This window comes from Burkholderia sp. AW49-1 (genome assembly GCF_053427845.1).
Genome location: NZ_JBSAXF010000002.1, coordinates 360985 through 376844 on the forward strand (window position 1 = coordinate 360985; position 15860 = coordinate 376844).

A 15860-nucleotide genomic window follows, 5' to 3' on the forward strand; every position below is an offset into this window, starting at 1 on the left:
CGACAGCTTCTGCTGTGGGAATGCCGCTACGATGAAAACGTGGCCGCGCATGACGGGTCGTGAAGTTTACCGGCCGGTGCCGCGTACGATCACGCCGCAGATCGTGCTGCCCGCAGCCTGCAACACGCGGCGAATCTGCGTTTCGAGCCGCGTCGAACGATGCGCGACGGATTTTTTGTCCTGATTCAATCTCGTTGAACCCAGCCCGTCCCCGGCCCTGCCGGGGCTTCACACCGACAGGACGTCACATGATCCAATTTGAACCGAAGTACATCACGTTCGACTGCTACGGCACGCTGACCCGCTTCCGGATGGCCGACATGGCGCGCGAGGTCTACGCGGACCGGCTGTCGCCGGTCGCGCTCGAGGAATTCGTGCGCGCGTTCGCCGCGTATCGGCTCGACGAAGTGCTCGGTGCGTGGAAACCGTACCGCGAGGTCGTCGTCAATGCGATCCGGCGCACCTGCGCGCGGATCGGCGTGAAGTTCGACGAGGCGGAGGCCGAGCGCTTCTATCTGGCGGTGCCGACGTGGGGCCCGCATCCGGACGTGCCGGCCGGGCTTTCGCGGCTTGCCACGAAGTACAAGCTGGTGATCCTGTCGAACGCGTCGGACGACCAGATCATGAGCAACGTCGACAAGCTCGGCGCGCCGTTCCATGCGGTGTTCACCGCGCAGCAGGCGCAGTCGTACAAGCCGCGGATGCAGGGCTTCGAATACATGTTCGACAAGCTCGGCTGCAAGCCGGAGGATGTGCTGCACGTGTCGTCGAGCCTGCGCTACGACCTGATGACGGCCGAGGATCTCGGCATCCGGCACAAGGCATTCGTCAATCGCGGCCATGAGCCGGGCACGCCGTTCTACAACTACTACGAGGTGTCGGACATCGGCCATCTCGCGACGCAGCTCGGGCTGTAAGCGACGCCGCGCCGGCGTGGGGCGAGGTGCCCCGCGCGCGGCCGTGCCCGTCGCGATCGACGGGGGGGGGGGCGCGCCGGTCGTTCCGCTTTACGCGTGCGATCACCGCACGAATCGAGGGTAATTACCGATACGGAGCCATTCAAGGCAGGGCCAACCGGGCCGATATATGTACCGAACGGTTAATATCGCGAGGCCCTCCGCATGAAGTTGTCCACGAAACTGCTGATGCTCGTCGCCGCGGCGCTGCTCGGCGTTGCATTGCTTGCCGCGATGTCGCTGCACACGCTGCGCGACGCGCTGGTCGACAGCCGTCGTGAAGAGATCGTCATTCTTCTGACCAAAGCCGAGCATCTGGTCGACGCGTATCGCGCGATGCAGGCGAACGGCACGCTCACGCGGGAACAGGCCCAGCAGCAGGCCAAGGCCGCGTTGTCCGCGCTCAATGCGAACTCGAAAAGCTACTACTGGGTGACGACGTCCGACGGCGTCAACCTCGTGCATCCGAACGCGAAGTTCATCGGCACCCGCGCCAAGGGCAACCGCACGACCGGCGGCATGACCGACAGCGAGGCGTACCGCGCCGGAATGGCCCAGGCGCATTTCGCGCTCGTCGACGTGCTGATCAAGCGCAGCCCGGACGCGGACGTGGAGCCGAAACTCCAGGGCGTGGTCGCCATTCCGGAGTGGGACTGGTGGATCGGCACGGGATTCTTCTACGACGATATCAACGCCGCGTTTACGCGGCTTGCGCAGCTGCTCGGCGCCATCACGCTCGTCATTGCCGCGGCGCTCGCAGCGATCGCGTGGGGCGTGTTGCGCAGCGTGCGGCGGACGCTGGGCGGCGAGCCCGCGCACGCGACCGAGATCGCGGCCCGCATCGCCGCCGGCGAACTGGGCGTGCAGTTCGATACGGCGCACGCCGCGCCGGGCAGCCTGATCGTCGCGCTCGCCGACATGAAGGCGCGACTGACCGAGACCATCGCCGAAATCCAGACCACGACCCACTCGATTGCCGTCGGCACCGGCGAGATCGCGCAAGGCAATCTGGACTTGTCGCAGCGCACGGAGGAACAGGCCGCGTCGCTGCAGCAAACGGCCGCGAGCATGGAGCAGATCACGTCGACGGTCAAACAGAACGCCGACAATGCACGTCAGGCGAATGCGCTCGTGACCCACGCGAAGGAGGCGACCGAACTCGGCGGCGCGGCCGTGCGCGAAGTCGTCGAAACGATGCGGCAGATTTCGGACGGATCGGTGCGGATCGCCGACATTACCGTCGTGATCGAAAGCATCGCGTTCCAGACGAACATTCTCGCGCTCAACGCCGCGGTCGAGGCCGCGCGGGCCGGCGAGGAAGGGCGCGGGTTCGCGGTCGTGGCCTCGGAGGTGCGCTCGCTCGCGCAGCGCAGCGCGGCGGCCGCGAAGGACATCAAGGGATTGATCGAGGCGTCGGTCGAGCGGGTCGGCAGCGGCAGCCGGCTCGTCGAGACGGCGGGTGCGCGGATGACGGAGATCGTCCGGTCGATCGACCGGGTGGCCGACATCATGGGCGAGATCTCGGCGGCATCCGCCGAGCAAAGCACGGGCATCGAGCAGGTCGGCCTCGCGGTCGCGCAAATGGACGAAGTGACCCAGCAGAATGCCGCGCTGGTGGAGCAGGCGGCCGCGGCCGCGTCCTCGCTGGATGAACAGGCAGCACGGTTGCGGGCCGCCGTCTCGGTGTTCAGGCTGGCTGCCTGACGGCCGCGTGCCGGCATCTGCCGGCAACGACGTCATCTCGTCTCCCTCTCGCCGCGCCGGCATGTGTCCGGCGTGCGCGCCGACGCGCCGACATTGACGGCATCGGTCGCATCACGGCCGGGAATCGCGGCCTGGCGCCGCGCCACGGGTTCGTGCCCGCATCGGGCAATCCGGCCGTATTCCGGTCGTCTCGCAAAGCCGCTTCAACGTCGCGGCAATCTCCCGATCTTTCAGGGTGCGGGCGTCGTCGCGGCCGGCCCCCGCCGTCGCATGCGCACGCGAGCGTTCCGGTCGTTTCGGGCACGGACGGCCGCGAGTGCGCATTCCACGCAAACATGCGGTTTGCGTGAGCCGAACGCGCTTCGGATGCCGAATCGCCAATTTTGTCGGCGCAATCTGCCGCGTCCATCGCTTTACGATTTCCTTCGTCGCGCACGTGCTGCGCAGCCGTCGCGACGCGGCATCGAGCAAACGGCGGCACGCGTGGCCGCGCAGCAAATCATGCTGCGCAGGTGGTCCAAAACGGTCGAATCGTATCGTGCAGCCGCCCCGAATTGCGACAACCCGCATTTTGGCGATGCTTAAATGAACTCAATGCGCATGACGTCGCGCCCGCTACCAGCAGGCGGCGCGACGGATTTCTCGAACCACGCTGGACCCCAGACCCACTTTCCACAGTCAGGAGCAGTTCGGATGAGCGACGATATCGACAACGGCGGCAAGGGCGGCTTCACGCGCCGCGACATGATGCGGGTCATGGCGGCGAGCGGCATGATGGCCGTCGGCGGCGGCGGGCTGCTGATGGACGTGCAATCGGCGTTCGCCGCGCCGGCGCCCAAGCGCGGCGGCAAGATCCGGGTCGCGAACGAATCGAGTTCGACGGCCGACACGCTCGACCCGGCCAAGGGCTCGACGGGCGCCGACTACATTCGTTTCTTCATGTTCTACAGCGGCCTCACGCAGCTCGATGCGAGCCTGACGCCGCAGATGAATCTCGCGCAGTCGTTGCAGACGACCGACGCGAAGACGTGGATCATCAAGCTGCGCAAGGGCGTCACGTTCCACGACGGGAAACCGGTCGGGCCGGCCGACGTGGTGTTCTCGCTGATGCGCCACAAGAACGCGGCCACGGCCTCGAAGGTCAAGCCGCTCGCGGATCAGTTCGCCGATGCGAAAGCGAGCGGCCCGGACGAGGTCACGCTCACGCTCGCCAGCGCGAACGCCGATCTGCCGGTGATCCTCGCGACGCCGCAGCTCGTGATCGTCAAGGACGGCACGACCGACTTCAGCACCGGCATCGGTTGCGGCCCGTACAAGCTGAAATCGTTCAAGCCGGGCGTGTCGACCGTCGGTGTGCGCAACGACAGCTACTTCAAGCCGGGGATGCCGTACCTCGACGAGATCGAGCTGATCGGCATCAGCGACAGCGCCGCGCGCCTGAACGCGCTGCTGTCGGGCGACGTGCACCTGATCAACGCGATCGATCCGCGCTCGACGCAGCGGGTCGCGTCGACGCCGGGCTATGCGCTGCAGGAAACCAAGTCCGGGCTCTACACCGACCTGATCGTGCGCAGCGACAACCCGATCACCGCGAACCCGGATTTCGTCGAAGGGATGAAGTACCTGTTCGATCGCGAGCAGATCCGCTCGGCGGTGTTCCGCGGCTACGCGGTGATCGGCAACGACCAGCCGATCCCGCCGGGGCATCGCTACTTCAACGCATCGCTGCCGCAGCGGCCGCACGATCCGGACAAGGCGAAGTTCCTGTTCCAGAAGGCGGGCGCGCTGGGCGCCACGCTGCCGCCGATCTATGCGACGTCCGACGCGAACGGGTCGATCGAAATGGCCGTGCTGCTGCAGCAGGCCGGCCAGAAGATCGGGCTGAACCTGCAGGTGAACCGCGTGTCGCCCGACGGTTACTGGTCGAACCACTGGATGAAGCATCCGCTCGGCTTCGGCAACATCAACCCGCGCTCGAGCGCCGACGTGGTGTTCACGCAGTTCTTCAAGTCGGATGCGCCGTGGAACGAGTCGGGCTGGAAGAACGCGAAGTTCGACCAGTTGCTGCTCGCCGCGCGATCCGAAACCGACGACGCGAAGCGCAAGCAGATGTATGGCGACATGCAGGTGCTCGTCGCGCAGCAGTGCCGGGTCGGCATTCCGGCCTTCATCAGCTTCCTCGACGGCTACGACAAGCGGCTCGCGGGCCTCGGCTCGATTCCGACCGGCGGAATGATGGGCTTCATGTTCGCCGAGCACGTGTGGTGGAACGCCTGAGCTCGACGCGTGCCGCCGCCGCGCGACCGGTGCGGGCCACCGCCCCGGTCGCGCGCGACCTTTTCCGGAGTGCCGCTTCATGAATCGAATCCTGCTCGGGCTGATCGGCCGGCGCATCGCGGTCACCGCGCTGACGCTGCTGATCGTGTCCGCGATCATCTTCACGATCACGAACCTGCTGCCGGGTGACGCCGCGCAGGCCGCGCTCGGCCAGTCCGCGACGCCGGAGACGGTCGCCGCGCTGCGTCAGCAGTTCGGCCTCGACATGCCGGCCCACGTGCGCTACCTGCACTGGCTCGCCGGGCTGCTGCACGGCGATTTCGGCCGCTCGCTGTCCGGCGACATGCCGGTGTCGCAGATGATCGGCGGACGCCTGCCGAAATCGCTCGCGCTCGCGGCGATCACGACCGCCGTGTCGGTGCCGATCGCGCTGCTGCTCGGGATCCTCGCGGCGGTCAAGCGCGAATCGGCGGTCGATCGCGTGATCAGCCTCGGCACGCTGTCGCTCGTCGCGACGCCGGAATTCCTGATCGCGACGGTCGCCGTGCTCGTGCTGGCCGTGAAGCTGCACTGGCTGTCCGCGCTGTCGTACAGCGGCCCGATCGAAAGCCTGCACGATTTCTTGCGCGCGTATGCGATGCCGGTGCTGACGCTGTGCGCGGTCGTGATCGCGCAGATGGCACGGATGACGCGCGCCGCGGTGATCGAGCAGCTGAGCGCGTCGTACGTCGAGATGGCCGTGCTCAAGGGCGCGAGCCCCGCGCGTGTCGTGCTGCGCCATGCGCTGCCGAACGCGATCGGCCCGATCGCCAATGCGGTCGCGTTGAGCCTGTCGTATCTGCTCGGCGGCGTGATCGTCGTCGAGACGATCTTCAACTATCCGGGCCTCGCGAGCCTGATGGTCGACGCCGTCGGCAACCGCGATTTCCCGTTGGTCCAGGCGTGCACGCTGATCTTCTGCGTCGCCTATTTGACGCTCGTGCTGTTCGCCGACCTGTGCTCGATCGTGTCGAACCCGAGACTGCGGACCTGAGCGTCCCGTCCTTCTTCCGAGATGCCGCCCATGCACCCGACCGAACCCGTTCAACGCAGCAGCGCGCTGCCGCCGTCCGGCGATCCACCTCCGCCGTGGAGCGGCGCGACGCCGCCCGCCGCGCCCGCCCCCGACCAGCCGCGCAAGCGCCGCGCCGCGCGCGTGAAACTGACGACCGGCGGCCGCGTCGGCCTGTCGATGGTCGGCCTGATGCTGTTCATCGCGGCATTCGCGCCGCTGCTCGCGCCGCACGACGTCGGCGCGATCGTCACGCCGGACGTGTTCGCGCCGTTCAGCGCGAAGCTGCCGTTCGGCTCCGACTTTCTCGGCCGCGACATGCTGAGCCGGATCCTGTACGGCACGCGCCTGACCGTGCTGCTCGCGCTCGCGGCGGTGCTGCTCGCCGCGCTGACCGGCACGACGCTCGGGCTGCTCGCGACGGTGTCGGGCCGCGCGGTCGACGAGACGATGAGCCGGCTGCTCGATGCGCTCACGTCGATTCCTTCGAAGATGTTCGCGTTGATGTTCGTCGCCGCGTTCGGCTCATCGCTGCCGCTCCTGGTCCTGACCGCGGCGGTCAGCTACATGCCGGGCTCGTACCGGATCGCGCGGGCGCTGGCGGTCAACATCAGCACGCTCGAATTCGTGCAGGTTGCACGCGCCCGAGGCGAAAGCGCGCTGTACATCGCGTGCGTCGAGATGCTGCCGAACATGATCCACCCGATGCTCGCCGATACGGGGCTGCGCTTCACGTTCGTCGTGCTGCTGCTGAGCGGCCTGAGCTTTCTCGGGCTCGGCGTGCAGCCGCCATACGCGGACCTCGGCTCGCTCGTACGCGAGAACATCGCGAGCCTCGGCGACGGCTCGGCCGTCGCGATCATGCCCGCGGTCGCGATCGCGATCCTGACGGTGGGCGTCAACCTGTTGATCGACGGCCTGCCGCATCGCGGCCGCCGCAAGGGCGCGGCCGCTGCCGCCGGAGAACACTGATGCGACACGATTCGACTCCGCTCGTCGAGGTGCGCGGGCTGCGCGTGGTCGGCGGCCGGCCGGGCGGCGAGGAAACGACGATCGTCCACGGCGTCGATTTCGATATCGGGCGTGGCGAGGTGCTCGCACTGATCGGCGAATCGGGCTCCGGCAAGACCACGATCGCGCTGTCGCTGATGGGCCATGCGCGTGCCGGCTGCCGGATCGCGGGCGGCTCGGTGAAGCTCGGCGGCACCGATGTCTGCACGCTACCCGCACCGGCGCTGGCCGCGCTGCGCGGCCGCAAGGTCGCGTACATCGCGCAGAGCGCGGCCGCCGCGTTCAACCCGTCGCGCACGATTCTCGACCAGGTGATCGAGAGCGCGCTGATCCACAAGACGCTGTCGAAGCGCGACGCGCAGGCGAAGGCGGTCGAGCTGTTCCGCGCGCTCGCGCTGCCCGAGCCCGAGACGATCGGCAAACGCTATCCGCATCAGGTGTCGGGCGGCCAGCTGCAGCGGCTAATGGCCGCGATGGCGCTGATCACCGATCCGGAGCTGGTGATCCTCGACGAGCCGACCACCGCGCTCGACGTGACCACGCAGATCGACGTGCTGCAGGCCTTCAAGAGCGTGATCCGGCGCTGCGGGATGAGCGCCGTCTACGTGTCGCACGACCTGGCCGTGGTCGCGCAGATGGCCGACCGGATCGTCGTGCTGAGCGACGGTGTGATCCGCGAAGCGGGCGATACCGAACAGATCCTGCATGCGCCTGCGCATCCGTATACGCAGAGCCTGATCGCGGCGGTGACGCCGAGCGATGCCGAACGCGATGCGAAAGCGGCGAGCGCCGCGCCGGCACCGCTGCTCGACGTGCGCGGCGCGGTCGCCGGCTACGGCGGCCGTACCGCGAAAGGCTGGCCCGCGAAGGTGATCCTGCACGAAGTGGACCTGCGCATCGGGCGCGGGCAGACGGTCGGCGTGATCGGCGAATCGGGCTCGGGCAAGACGACGCTCGCGAAGGTGATCGCGGGCCTCGTGCCGGCGACGGCCGGGCAGATTCTGCTCGACGGCGAGCCGCTCGCGCTCGATATCGGCAAACGCACCAAGGAGCAGCACCGTCGCGTGCAGATCGTGTTCCAGAACGCCGATACCGCGCTCAACCCGGTGCATACCGTCGAGCGCACGCTCGCGCGGCCGCTCGCGTTCTATCACGGAATCAAGGGCGCGCGTGCGCGGCAGCGGGTCGCGGAGCTGCTCGAACTCGTGCGGCTGCCGCTGGCGGTGGCCGCGCGGCGCACCGGCGAGCTGTCCGGCGGACAGAAGCAGCGCGTGAACCTCGCGCGCGCGCTGGCGGCCGAGCCCGACCTGATTCTGTGCGATGAGGTCACGTCGGCACTCGACACCGTGGTCGGCGCCGCGATCATCGATTTGCTGCGCGACCTGCAGGCGAAGCTCGGCGTGTCGTACGTGTTCATCACGCACGACATCGCGAAAGTGCGCGCGGTCAGCGACGACATCGTCGTGCTGTACGCGGGCCGCCGCGTCGAAACGGGTAGCCGCGACGCGCTCTGTGCGCCGCCGTACCACCCGTATTCGCATCTGCTCGTGTCGTCGGCACCGGAGTTGCGCGCTGGCTGGCTCGACGATGCGGCCGAGCGCTGCCACCGGCCGCTCGTGCCGATCGGCGCGAGCGCCGACGACACCGAGCTGTGTCCGTTCCTGTCGCGCTGCGTGATGCGGGTGGACGGCGTGTGCAACCGGACCGCGCCCGCGATGCGCACGCTCGAGAACGGCGCGCAGGTGTTGTGCCATCGCAGCGAGGAAGATCTCGCGCGCTTCCAGGCCGAGCCGGCGGAGGGTGCCGCGCCGGTGCAGCCGGTGCGTTTGTAGGGGCGCCGCGCGGCGATCCGCATAGTCTGCTGCTGCGGTCGTGCAAAACGGTGGATCGTGCGTGCGCCGTGCGTGAATACGCGGCAACCGCGCTTTTTGACGGTGATTAAATGGCTTTCAACGGGCGATCACCGATCGCTGTCGACGGAATGCTCGAGAAGGATCCGATGAAATTCGAATCGTACTGGCTGGATACGCGCCCCGCGTTTCGTGCAGGCTGCGAAGGGCCCGTCGAAGGGCGCGCCGACGTCGCCGTGATCGGCGGCGGCTTCACCGGCCTGTCGGCGGCGCTCGCGCTGGCGCAGCGCGGCGTATCGGTGGTCGTGCTCGAAGCCGCACAGATCGCGGGCGAAGCATCCGGCCGCAACGGGGGCCAGTGCAATACCGGTGTCGCGCAGGACTACGCATCGCTGGCCGCGCGGATCGGCGCCGAACCCGCCAGGCGGTTCTATCGCGCCTACGAAAGCGCGGTGAAGAGCGTCGAGGCGATCGTCGACGAACATGCGATCGACTGCGATTTCCGGCGTGCCGGCAAGCTGAAGCTCGCCGCGAAGCCGCAGCATTTCGCGGGACTGGCGAAGACGTTCGACGTGCTGCGGCGTGACGTGGATCCCGACATCGAGCTGATCGAGCCGTCGCGGATTCGCGATGAAGTCGCGTCGGACGGCTTCTACGGCGGGCTGTTGCAGCGTAACGGCGTGCAGATGCACATGGGCAAGTTCGGCGTCGGCCTCGCGCAGGCAGCCGTGCGGGCGGGCGCGCGCATCTACGAGCAGGCGGCCGTCACGCGGCTCGAACGGATCGAGGGCGAGCGCCACGCGATCACCTGCACGCGCGGCACGCTCGTCGCCGATCGCGTGCTGGTCGCGACCGGCACGTCGCAGCACGGCCCGTTCGCGTGGTTCCGGCGGCGCATCGCGCCGGTCGGCAGTTTCATCGTCGTGACCGAGCCGCTGCCCGACGCGCAACTGAACCGGCTGTTCCCGCATCGCCGTGCGTACGTCACGTCGCGCCAGATCGGCAACTACTTCCGCGTGACGCCCGACAACCGCCTGCTGTTCGGCGGCCGCGCGCGCTTCGCGATGTCGAGCCCGCGGTCGGATGCGAAAAGCGGCGAGATCCTGCGCGCCGGCATGGCCGGCTATTTCCCGGAACTGGCGAACGTGCGGCTCGATTATTGCTGGGGCGGGCTGGTCGACATCACCGCCGACCGGCTGCCGCGCGCGGGCCAGCACGAGGGGCTCTATTACTCGATGGGCTACAGCGGCCACGGCGTGCAGATGTCCGTGCACATGGGCCGCGTGATGGCCGACGTGCTGTACGGCGCGGCCGCGTCGAATCCGTGGCGCGAACTCGACTGGCCGGCGATGCCTGGCCATTTCGGGCAAGCGTGGTTCCTGCCGTTCGTCGGCGCGTATTACCGGATGCAGGATTTCCTGCATTGAAGCGGCTGCTCCGGGAGGATTCGATATGACTGCAGGATTCGTTTGCCTGATTGCCTTGGATGACCGCCGCCGCGACGGGACGGACGTCGGTGACACGATGGCCGAGTCGATCGAGCCGTGCTCGATCGCGCATTTCGCCGCACAAGGCGCTGCCGTGAAGACGATCGCATGAGGACGGCGAGCATGGTCACCCCGTTCCGCGATTCGCTTGATGGCGCGATACCGCGCGCATCGCGTGTTCCGCAGCCCGTCTCGCCGGCGATCGACGACGTGCTGCGCACGATCGATGCGTCGTTCGCGCAGCCGCTGAATCTCGACACGCTCGCGGCGGTGGCCGGATTGAGCGTGTCGCGTTTCACCGCGCGCTTTCGCGGCGAAGTCGGCGTGTCGCCGCACCGGTATCTGTGTCTGGTGCGTGTGCGGCGTGCGCAGGACTTGCTGCGCGCCGGTCTGGCGCCGTCGGTCGTCGCGACCGAGGTCGGCTTCTTCGATCAGAGCCATCTGTGCCGGCATTTCCGGCGGGTGCTCGGGATCACGCCGCGCGATTACGTGATCGCCCGGCCGGGTGACGCGCCGGCGCGAACGTCGTCGACGCGCCCACGCGTCGAACGCAGCGAAGCGTCGTGTCACGTTGCATAGGCGCGCCGCGGGTGACGTCCGCGAACAACGATTTCCGATACCGCGCGACGGGCTCTCGACAACATCGTCGCGCACTGGGCAGGAGCAGAAATGACCGCAGTTTTCGTGTTGCATCGTGCCGACGGCATGGCCAATACAACCGCCTTTCGCAAGCAGGCATTCGGGCAGCGCGATCCTTTCGCGCGCCATCGGGAGATCGCGTGGGAGGGGGCCGACGCGATGGCCGCGGGGCGTATCCGTTTCGTTGGCGAGCTTGACGTCTCGAGTTATCCGCACATCGAGACCATCGTCGTCGTCGAAGGCGAGCTGACGCTCGAAGCGGCGGGCGCCGCACCGTTGGTGCTGGGGCCGGGGGAGGGGGCGGTCATCGGCGGCGGCACGGCGCTACGCGTGACCGCGGAATCGCACGTGCTCGTCATGTTCTGCGCGGCTGCATGCACGGAACCGACGAAGCGCGGCGTGTTCCCGCTGCGTTCCGACGCCGACTTCAAGCCGTCCGCATCGCTGCCGGCCGAGGTGCTGCTCGGCCCGGCGCCGCAATGCCGCAGCGACAACGTGTTCATCGACGACGGCGCCGAATACTGCGCGGGCACGTGGGATTCCACGCCCTATCACCGGATCGTTCGCCCGCATCGCGTGAACGAGTTCATGCTCCTGCTCGCCGGCAGCGTACGGTTTGCCGCGCCGGATGGCAGCGTGCTGTCGCTCGGCGCCGGCGACGCGCTCTTCGTGCCGCGCGGCGCATCGATCGGATGGGAAAGCAGCGAACGCGTGGCGAAATTCTACGTCGTGCAGAACGTCAACGTATCAACTGAACGAGACTGAACATGTCCCCTCCGTTGCGCCAAATCGAAACGCCGTCCACGCCGCCGGCTTCGGCCGATGTCGTGGTGATCGGCGGCGGCATCATCGGCGTCTTCACCGCCTACTACCTGGCCCGGCGCGGCGTGTCGGTCGCGCTTGTCGAGAAGGGCCGAATCGGGGCCGAGCAGTCGAGCCGCAACTGGGGCTGGTGCCGGCAGCAGAACCGCGACGAACGCGAATTGCCGATGGCAAGCAAGAGCATCGATCTGTGGGAACGATTCGCCGCCGAATCCGGCGAAGACACGGGCTTTCATCGCTGCGGGCTGCTGTATCTGAGCAACGACGAGGCCGAGCTGTCGCGCTGGGCCAGCTGGGGCGATTTCGCGAAGACCGCGGGCGTGACGACGTACATGCTCGACAGCAAGCAGGCCGCCGAGCGCGGGAACGCGACCGGGCGGCCGTGGAAAGGCGGCGTGTTCTCGCCGAGCGACGGCACGGCCGACCCGGGGAAGGCCGCGCCGGCCGTGGCGGCCGCGTTCATGAAGCTCGGCGGCAGCGTCAACCAGCACTGCGCGGCGCGCGGCATCGAGCTGGAGGGCGGGCGCGTCAGCGGCGTCGTCACGGAAGCCGGCGTGATCAGGACCAGGACGGTCGTGCTCGCCGGCGGCGCGTGGGCGTCGTCGTTTTGCCGTCAGCTCGGTATCCGGTTTCCGCAGGCGTCGATCCGCCAGTCGATTCTGAGCGTGTCGCCCGTCGAACAGCGCTTGCCGGATGCGCTGTACACCTCCGGCGTGTCCGTGACGCGTCGCGGCGACGGACGCTACGCATTGGCCATCAGCGGCCGCGCACGCGTGGACGTGACGCCGCAATTCCTGCGATTCGCGCCGCAGTTCGTGCCGATGTTCGCGAAGCGCTGGCGCAATCTTCTGCCGGGCGGCCTCGAAGGGATGCGCGGCGGCCACGAAACGCTGAAGCGGTGGCGCCTCGATGCGCCGACGCCGATGGAGGCGGTGCGCATCCTGGATCCGAAGCCCGATATGCCGACGGTCGCCGAAACGTATCGACGTGCCGTCGAACTGCTCCCGGAACTTCGCGAATCGACGATCACGCACGCATGGGCCGGGTTCGTCGACAGCACGCCGGACGGCGTGCCGGGCATCGGCGAAGTGCCGGGCGTGCCGGGATTGATCCTGGCGGCAGGCTTTTCCGGTCACGGCTTCGGCATCGGCCCCGGCGCCGGTCACCTGATCGCGGATCTCGCCACGGGGGCGCAACCGATCGTGGACCCGGTACCGTATCGGCCGGGCCGGTTCGGCGATTCCGCGTGGGGCAAGGTTGCCGATTTCTAGTCGGCAGACCGCGGCTTCGGCCGTTCGTGGGCCCATGCCATCGACTCAAGGACACCCTGTAATGACTTCACCCATCGCTTCACCGGTTCGCCACCTGATGGAAGCCGGCAGGCTCGATCGCTTCTTCATCGACGGCGACTGGGTCTTGCCTGACGGCGGCGACCGGTTTGCGGTCGTCTGCCCATCCACCGAAGACGTGCTCTGCGACATCCCGCTCGGCAACGCGCGCGACACCGACCGTGCGGTGCGGGCCGCGCGCAATGCGTTCGAACGCTGGTCCGCGACGTCGCCGCAAGAACGCGCCGCGCTGCTCGATCGCATTCACGCATTGATCCTGGAGCGTGCCGAACGGTTCGCCATGGCGCTCGCGCTGGAAATGGGCGCGCCGATCGGCTATGCACGCAGCGCTCACGTGCCGCTCGCGGCCGAACATATCCGGGTCGCGCGCGACAATCTGGCCAGCTATCCGTTCCGGACCCTGCGCGGGACGACCGCGATCGTGCGCGAGCCGATCGGCGTATGCGCGCTGATCACGCCGTGGAACTGGCCGATCTATCAGATCACGGCGAAGGTCGGCCCGGCGCTCGCGGCGGGCTGCACGGTGGTGCTGAAACCCAGCGAGCTGTCGCCGCTCAGCGCGTTGCTGTTCGCGGAAGTGATCGCCGATGCGGGCGTGCCCGCGGGCGTGTTCAACCTGGTGAGCGGCAGCGGCACGGAAGTGGGCGCGTCGCTCGCGTCGCACCCGGAGGTCGACATGGTGTCGATCACCGGCTCGACGCGCGCAGGCGTGCTGGTTGCGCAGGCGGCGGCGCCGACCGTCAAGCGCGTCGCGCAGGAGCTGGGCGGCAAGTCGCCGAACATCGTGTTGCCCGATGCGGACCTGTCGCGCGCCATCGCGCCGGGCGTTGCCGCCGCGTTCCGGAACATGGGCCAGTCGTGCAGCGCGCCGACCCGGCTGATCGTGCCGCGCGGCGTGCTGGGCAGCGTCGAGGCGCTGGCCGTCGCGGCAATGGAACGCATGGTCGTCGGCGATCCGTTCGCCGAGGCGACGACGCATGGCCCGCTGGCCAATCGCGCGCAGTTCGGTCGGGTCGCGCAAATGATCGATGCGGGCATCGACGAACGGGCGAAGCTGATCGCAGGCGGCCCCGGGCGGCCGGCGGGATTCGATCGCGGTTTCTATGCGCGGCCCACGATCTTTTCCGACGTGCGCACCGACATGGCGATCGCGCAGCAGGAGATCTTCGGCCCGGTCCTCGCGATCCTGCCTTACGACACAATCGACGAAGCCGTCGCCATCGCGAACGACACGGTCTACGGACTCGGCGCACACGTGCAGGGCACGGACAAGGAGCGCGTACGGGAGGTGGCCGCGCGCATCCGCTCGGGGCAGGTGCACGTGAACTACCCGGCGTGGGACCCTCAGGCGCCGTTCGGCGGATACAAGCAGTCGGGCAATGGCCGCGAATACGGGATCGAAGGGATGGAAGAGTACATGGAGGTCAAGTCGATCCTCGGGTTTCATGATTGACGCGGCCGCAGTCCCGACTTGAACCGGTTTGCCTTGCAAGGGTGTCGAAATTGGAAAACGCCAGCATCCCCGAGACGTCGTTGGAAGCGTATCACGCGCACTGGGCGACCTTGCGTCGCGACCTGCATGCGCATCCCGAATTGCGATTCGAGGAACACAGGACGGCCGACGTCGTCGCGCGCGAGCTCGAAGAGCTCGGCTATGCGGTGACGCGCGGGCTGGGCGGCACGGGTGTCGTCGCGAGCCTGCCTGGTGCGGACCCGCGCCGCGGAATCGTGCTCCGAGCGGACCTGGATGCTTTGCCGATCCAGGAAGCCAATGATTTCGCGCACGCATCCGGCGCGCAGGGAATCATGCATGCGTGCGGGCATGACGGGCATACCGTCATGTTGCTCGGCGCCGCGCGCGTGCTGAAGGACCTGCCGCAGTTGCCGGGCACGGTTCATTTCGTGTTTCAGCCCGGCGAAGAGGGCGGCGCGGGCGCGCGGAAGATGATCGACGACGGGCTGTTCGAGCGATGTCCGACGGAAGCGGTATTCGGCATGCACAACTGGCCCGGTTTGCCGGCCGGGCATTTCGGGTTGCGCACGGGGCCGATCATGGCCGCGGGCTGCCGGTTCAGGATCACGGTGACCGGCAAGGGTGCGCATGCGGCGCAGCCGCACCTGGGCATCGATCCCGTCCCGCTCGCCTGTTCGATGGTGCTGCAGTGTCAGACCATCGCCGCGCGGCACAAGGATCCCGTGGATCCGGCCGTCATTTCCGTCTGCATGTTCCATGCGGGAACGACGGACAACGTCATTCCGGACAGCGCCGAGCTGCGCGGGACGATTCGCACGCTGTCGTCCGCATTGCAGCAACAGTTGCAGCGCGACGTCCGGCTCATGTGCGAGGCGCTCGCGCACGCTCATGGCGCGCAAGTCGACGTCGAGTTCTTTCAGTACTACCCGGCGACGGTCAACACGCCGGCCGAAACCGCGCTCTGCGAAGCGGTGATTCGCGACACCTTCGGTAACGCACACCTTTACGCCGACGTTGCGCCGAACATGACGTCCGAAGACTTCGGCTTCATGCTCGAGGAGCGCCCCGGCGCTTATGTGCTGATCGGCAACGCGCCGGCAGGAACGGCCGCGCCGGCGCTGCATCACCCGAAATACGATTTCAACGACGACATCATTCCGGCCGGGGTCCGGTATTGGGTCGCGTTGGCGCAGCATTACTTCCGGCGATCGCCGTGAGTGCGTGCGCGACGTCGCAGCGG

At 67.9% G+C, this 15860-nt stretch carries 13 protein-coding genes; all 13 read left to right on the forward strand.

Features of this window, described 5'->3' with window-relative positions:
- Positions 1–248 precede the first annotated feature (248 nt).
- The 13 genes from ACV22W_RS06400 to ACV22W_RS06460 all read left to right on the forward strand — a co-directional run bounded on the left by ACV22W_RS06400 (position 249) and on the right by ACV22W_RS06460 (position 15837).
- Positions 249–917, forward strand: coding sequence for a haloacid dehalogenase type II (locus ACV22W_RS06400; RefSeq protein WP_448018401.1), 669 nt, complete (start codon positions 249–251; stop codon positions 915–917).
- Positions 918–1121: 204 nt separating this feature from the next.
- Positions 1122–2660 carry a methyl-accepting chemotaxis protein gene (locus ACV22W_RS06405; protein ID WP_448018402.1) on the forward strand — a complete coding sequence of 513 codons (1539 nt, stop codon included), beginning with the start codon at positions 1122–1124 and terminating at the stop codon, positions 2658–2660.
- A 693-nt stretch (positions 2661–3353) separates the two neighbouring features.
- Positions 3354–4937, forward strand: a complete 1584-nt coding sequence (locus ACV22W_RS06410; RefSeq protein WP_448018403.1) for an ABC transporter substrate-binding protein — start codon at positions 3354–3356, stop codon at positions 4935–4937.
- A gap of 79 nt (positions 4938–5016) precedes the next feature.
- Positions 5017–5970, forward strand: a complete 954-nt coding sequence (locus ACV22W_RS06415) for an ABC transporter permease (protein ID WP_448018404.1) — start codon at positions 5017–5019, stop codon at positions 5968–5970.
- A 30-nt stretch (positions 5971–6000) separates the two neighbouring features.
- Positions 6001–6960 (forward strand): ABC transporter permease, encoded by a 960-nt coding sequence (locus tag ACV22W_RS06420; RefSeq protein WP_059536200.1) that lies wholly within the window; start codon positions 6001–6003, stop codon positions 6958–6960.
- Positions 6960–8831, forward strand: a complete 1872-nt coding sequence (locus tag ACV22W_RS06425) for an ABC transporter ATP-binding protein (protein WP_448018405.1) — start codon at positions 6960–6962, stop codon at positions 8829–8831. The genes ACV22W_RS06420 and ACV22W_RS06425 overlap by 1 nt, the downstream gene beginning before the upstream one ends.
- Before the next feature lie 167 nt (positions 8832–8998).
- Complete coding sequence (locus ACV22W_RS06430; protein WP_448018406.1) at positions 8999–10276, forward strand: NAD(P)/FAD-dependent oxidoreductase; 1278 nt, start codon at positions 8999–9001, stop codon at positions 10274–10276.
- Between the two features lie 25 nt (positions 10277–10301).
- Positions 10302–10448: a hypothetical protein gene (locus ACV22W_RS06435; RefSeq protein ID WP_448018407.1), complete on the forward strand. Its 147-nt coding sequence runs from the start codon at positions 10302–10304 to the stop codon at positions 10446–10448.
- Between the two features lie 11 nt (positions 10449–10459).
- Positions 10460–10915, forward strand: coding sequence for a helix-turn-helix domain-containing protein (locus ACV22W_RS06440; RefSeq protein WP_448018408.1), 456 nt, complete (start codon positions 10460–10462; stop codon positions 10913–10915).
- Between the two features lie 90 nt (positions 10916–11005).
- On the forward strand, positions 11006–11740 hold the full coding sequence (locus tag ACV22W_RS06445) for a cupin domain-containing protein (protein ID WP_448018409.1): 735 nt from the start codon (positions 11006–11008) through the stop codon (positions 11738–11740).
- Positions 11741–11742: 2 nt separating this feature from the next.
- Complete coding sequence (locus ACV22W_RS06450; protein WP_448018410.1) at positions 11743–13068, forward strand: NAD(P)/FAD-dependent oxidoreductase; 1326 nt, start codon at positions 11743–11745, stop codon at positions 13066–13068.
- A gap of 61 nt (positions 13069–13129) precedes the next feature.
- Entirely contained in the window at positions 13130–14599 is a 1470-nt protein-coding gene (locus tag ACV22W_RS06455) for an aldehyde dehydrogenase family protein (protein WP_448018411.1), read from the forward strand.
- 50 nt (positions 14600–14649) lie between these two features.
- Positions 14650–15837 carry a M20 aminoacylase family protein gene (locus ACV22W_RS06460; protein WP_448018412.1) on the forward strand — a complete coding sequence of 396 codons (1188 nt, stop codon included), beginning with the start codon at positions 14650–14652 and terminating at the stop codon, positions 15835–15837.
- Positions 15838–15860 lie beyond the last annotated feature (23 nt).

Bases quoted from the DNA above. Each gene is read 5' to 3' on its own strand.
- ACV22W_RS06430 (WP_448018406.1), top strand. From the start codon at position 8,999: ATGAAATTCGAATCGTACTGGCTGGATACGCGCCCCGCGTTTCGTGCA.
- ACV22W_RS06425 (WP_448018405.1), top strand. From the start codon at position 6,960: ATGCGACACGATTCGACTCCGCTCGTCGAGGTGCGCGGGCTGCGCGTG.
- ACV22W_RS06400 (WP_448018401.1), top strand. From the start codon at position 249: ATGATCCAATTTGAACCGAAGTACATCACGTTCGACTGCTACGGCACG.
- ACV22W_RS06455 (WP_448018411.1), top strand. From the start codon at position 13,130: ATGACTTCACCCATCGCTTCACCGGTTCGCCACCTGATGGAAGCCGGC.
- ACV22W_RS06405 (WP_448018402.1), top strand. From the start codon at position 1,122: ATGAAGTTGTCCACGAAACTGCTGATGCTCGTCGCCGCGGCGCTGCTC.
- ACV22W_RS06420 (WP_059536200.1), top strand. From the start codon at position 6,001: ATGCACCCGACCGAACCCGTTCAACGCAGCAGCGCGCTGCCGCCGTCC.
- ACV22W_RS06450 (WP_448018410.1), top strand. From the start codon at position 11,743: ATGTCCCCTCCGTTGCGCCAAATCGAAACGCCGTCCACGCCGCCGGCT.
- ACV22W_RS06445 (WP_448018409.1), top strand. From the start codon at position 11,006: ATGACCGCAGTTTTCGTGTTGCATCGTGCCGACGGCATGGCCAATACA.
- ACV22W_RS06415 (WP_448018404.1), top strand. From the start codon at position 5,017: ATGAATCGAATCCTGCTCGGGCTGATCGGCCGGCGCATCGCGGTCACC.
- ACV22W_RS06440 (WP_448018408.1), top strand. From the start codon at position 10,460: ATGGTCACCCCGTTCCGCGATTCGCTTGATGGCGCGATACCGCGCGCA.
- ACV22W_RS06410 (WP_448018403.1), top strand. From the start codon at position 3,354: ATGAGCGACGATATCGACAACGGCGGCAAGGGCGGCTTCACGCGCCGC.
- ACV22W_RS06435 (WP_448018407.1), top strand. From the start codon at position 10,302: ATGACTGCAGGATTCGTTTGCCTGATTGCCTTGGATGACCGCCGCCGC.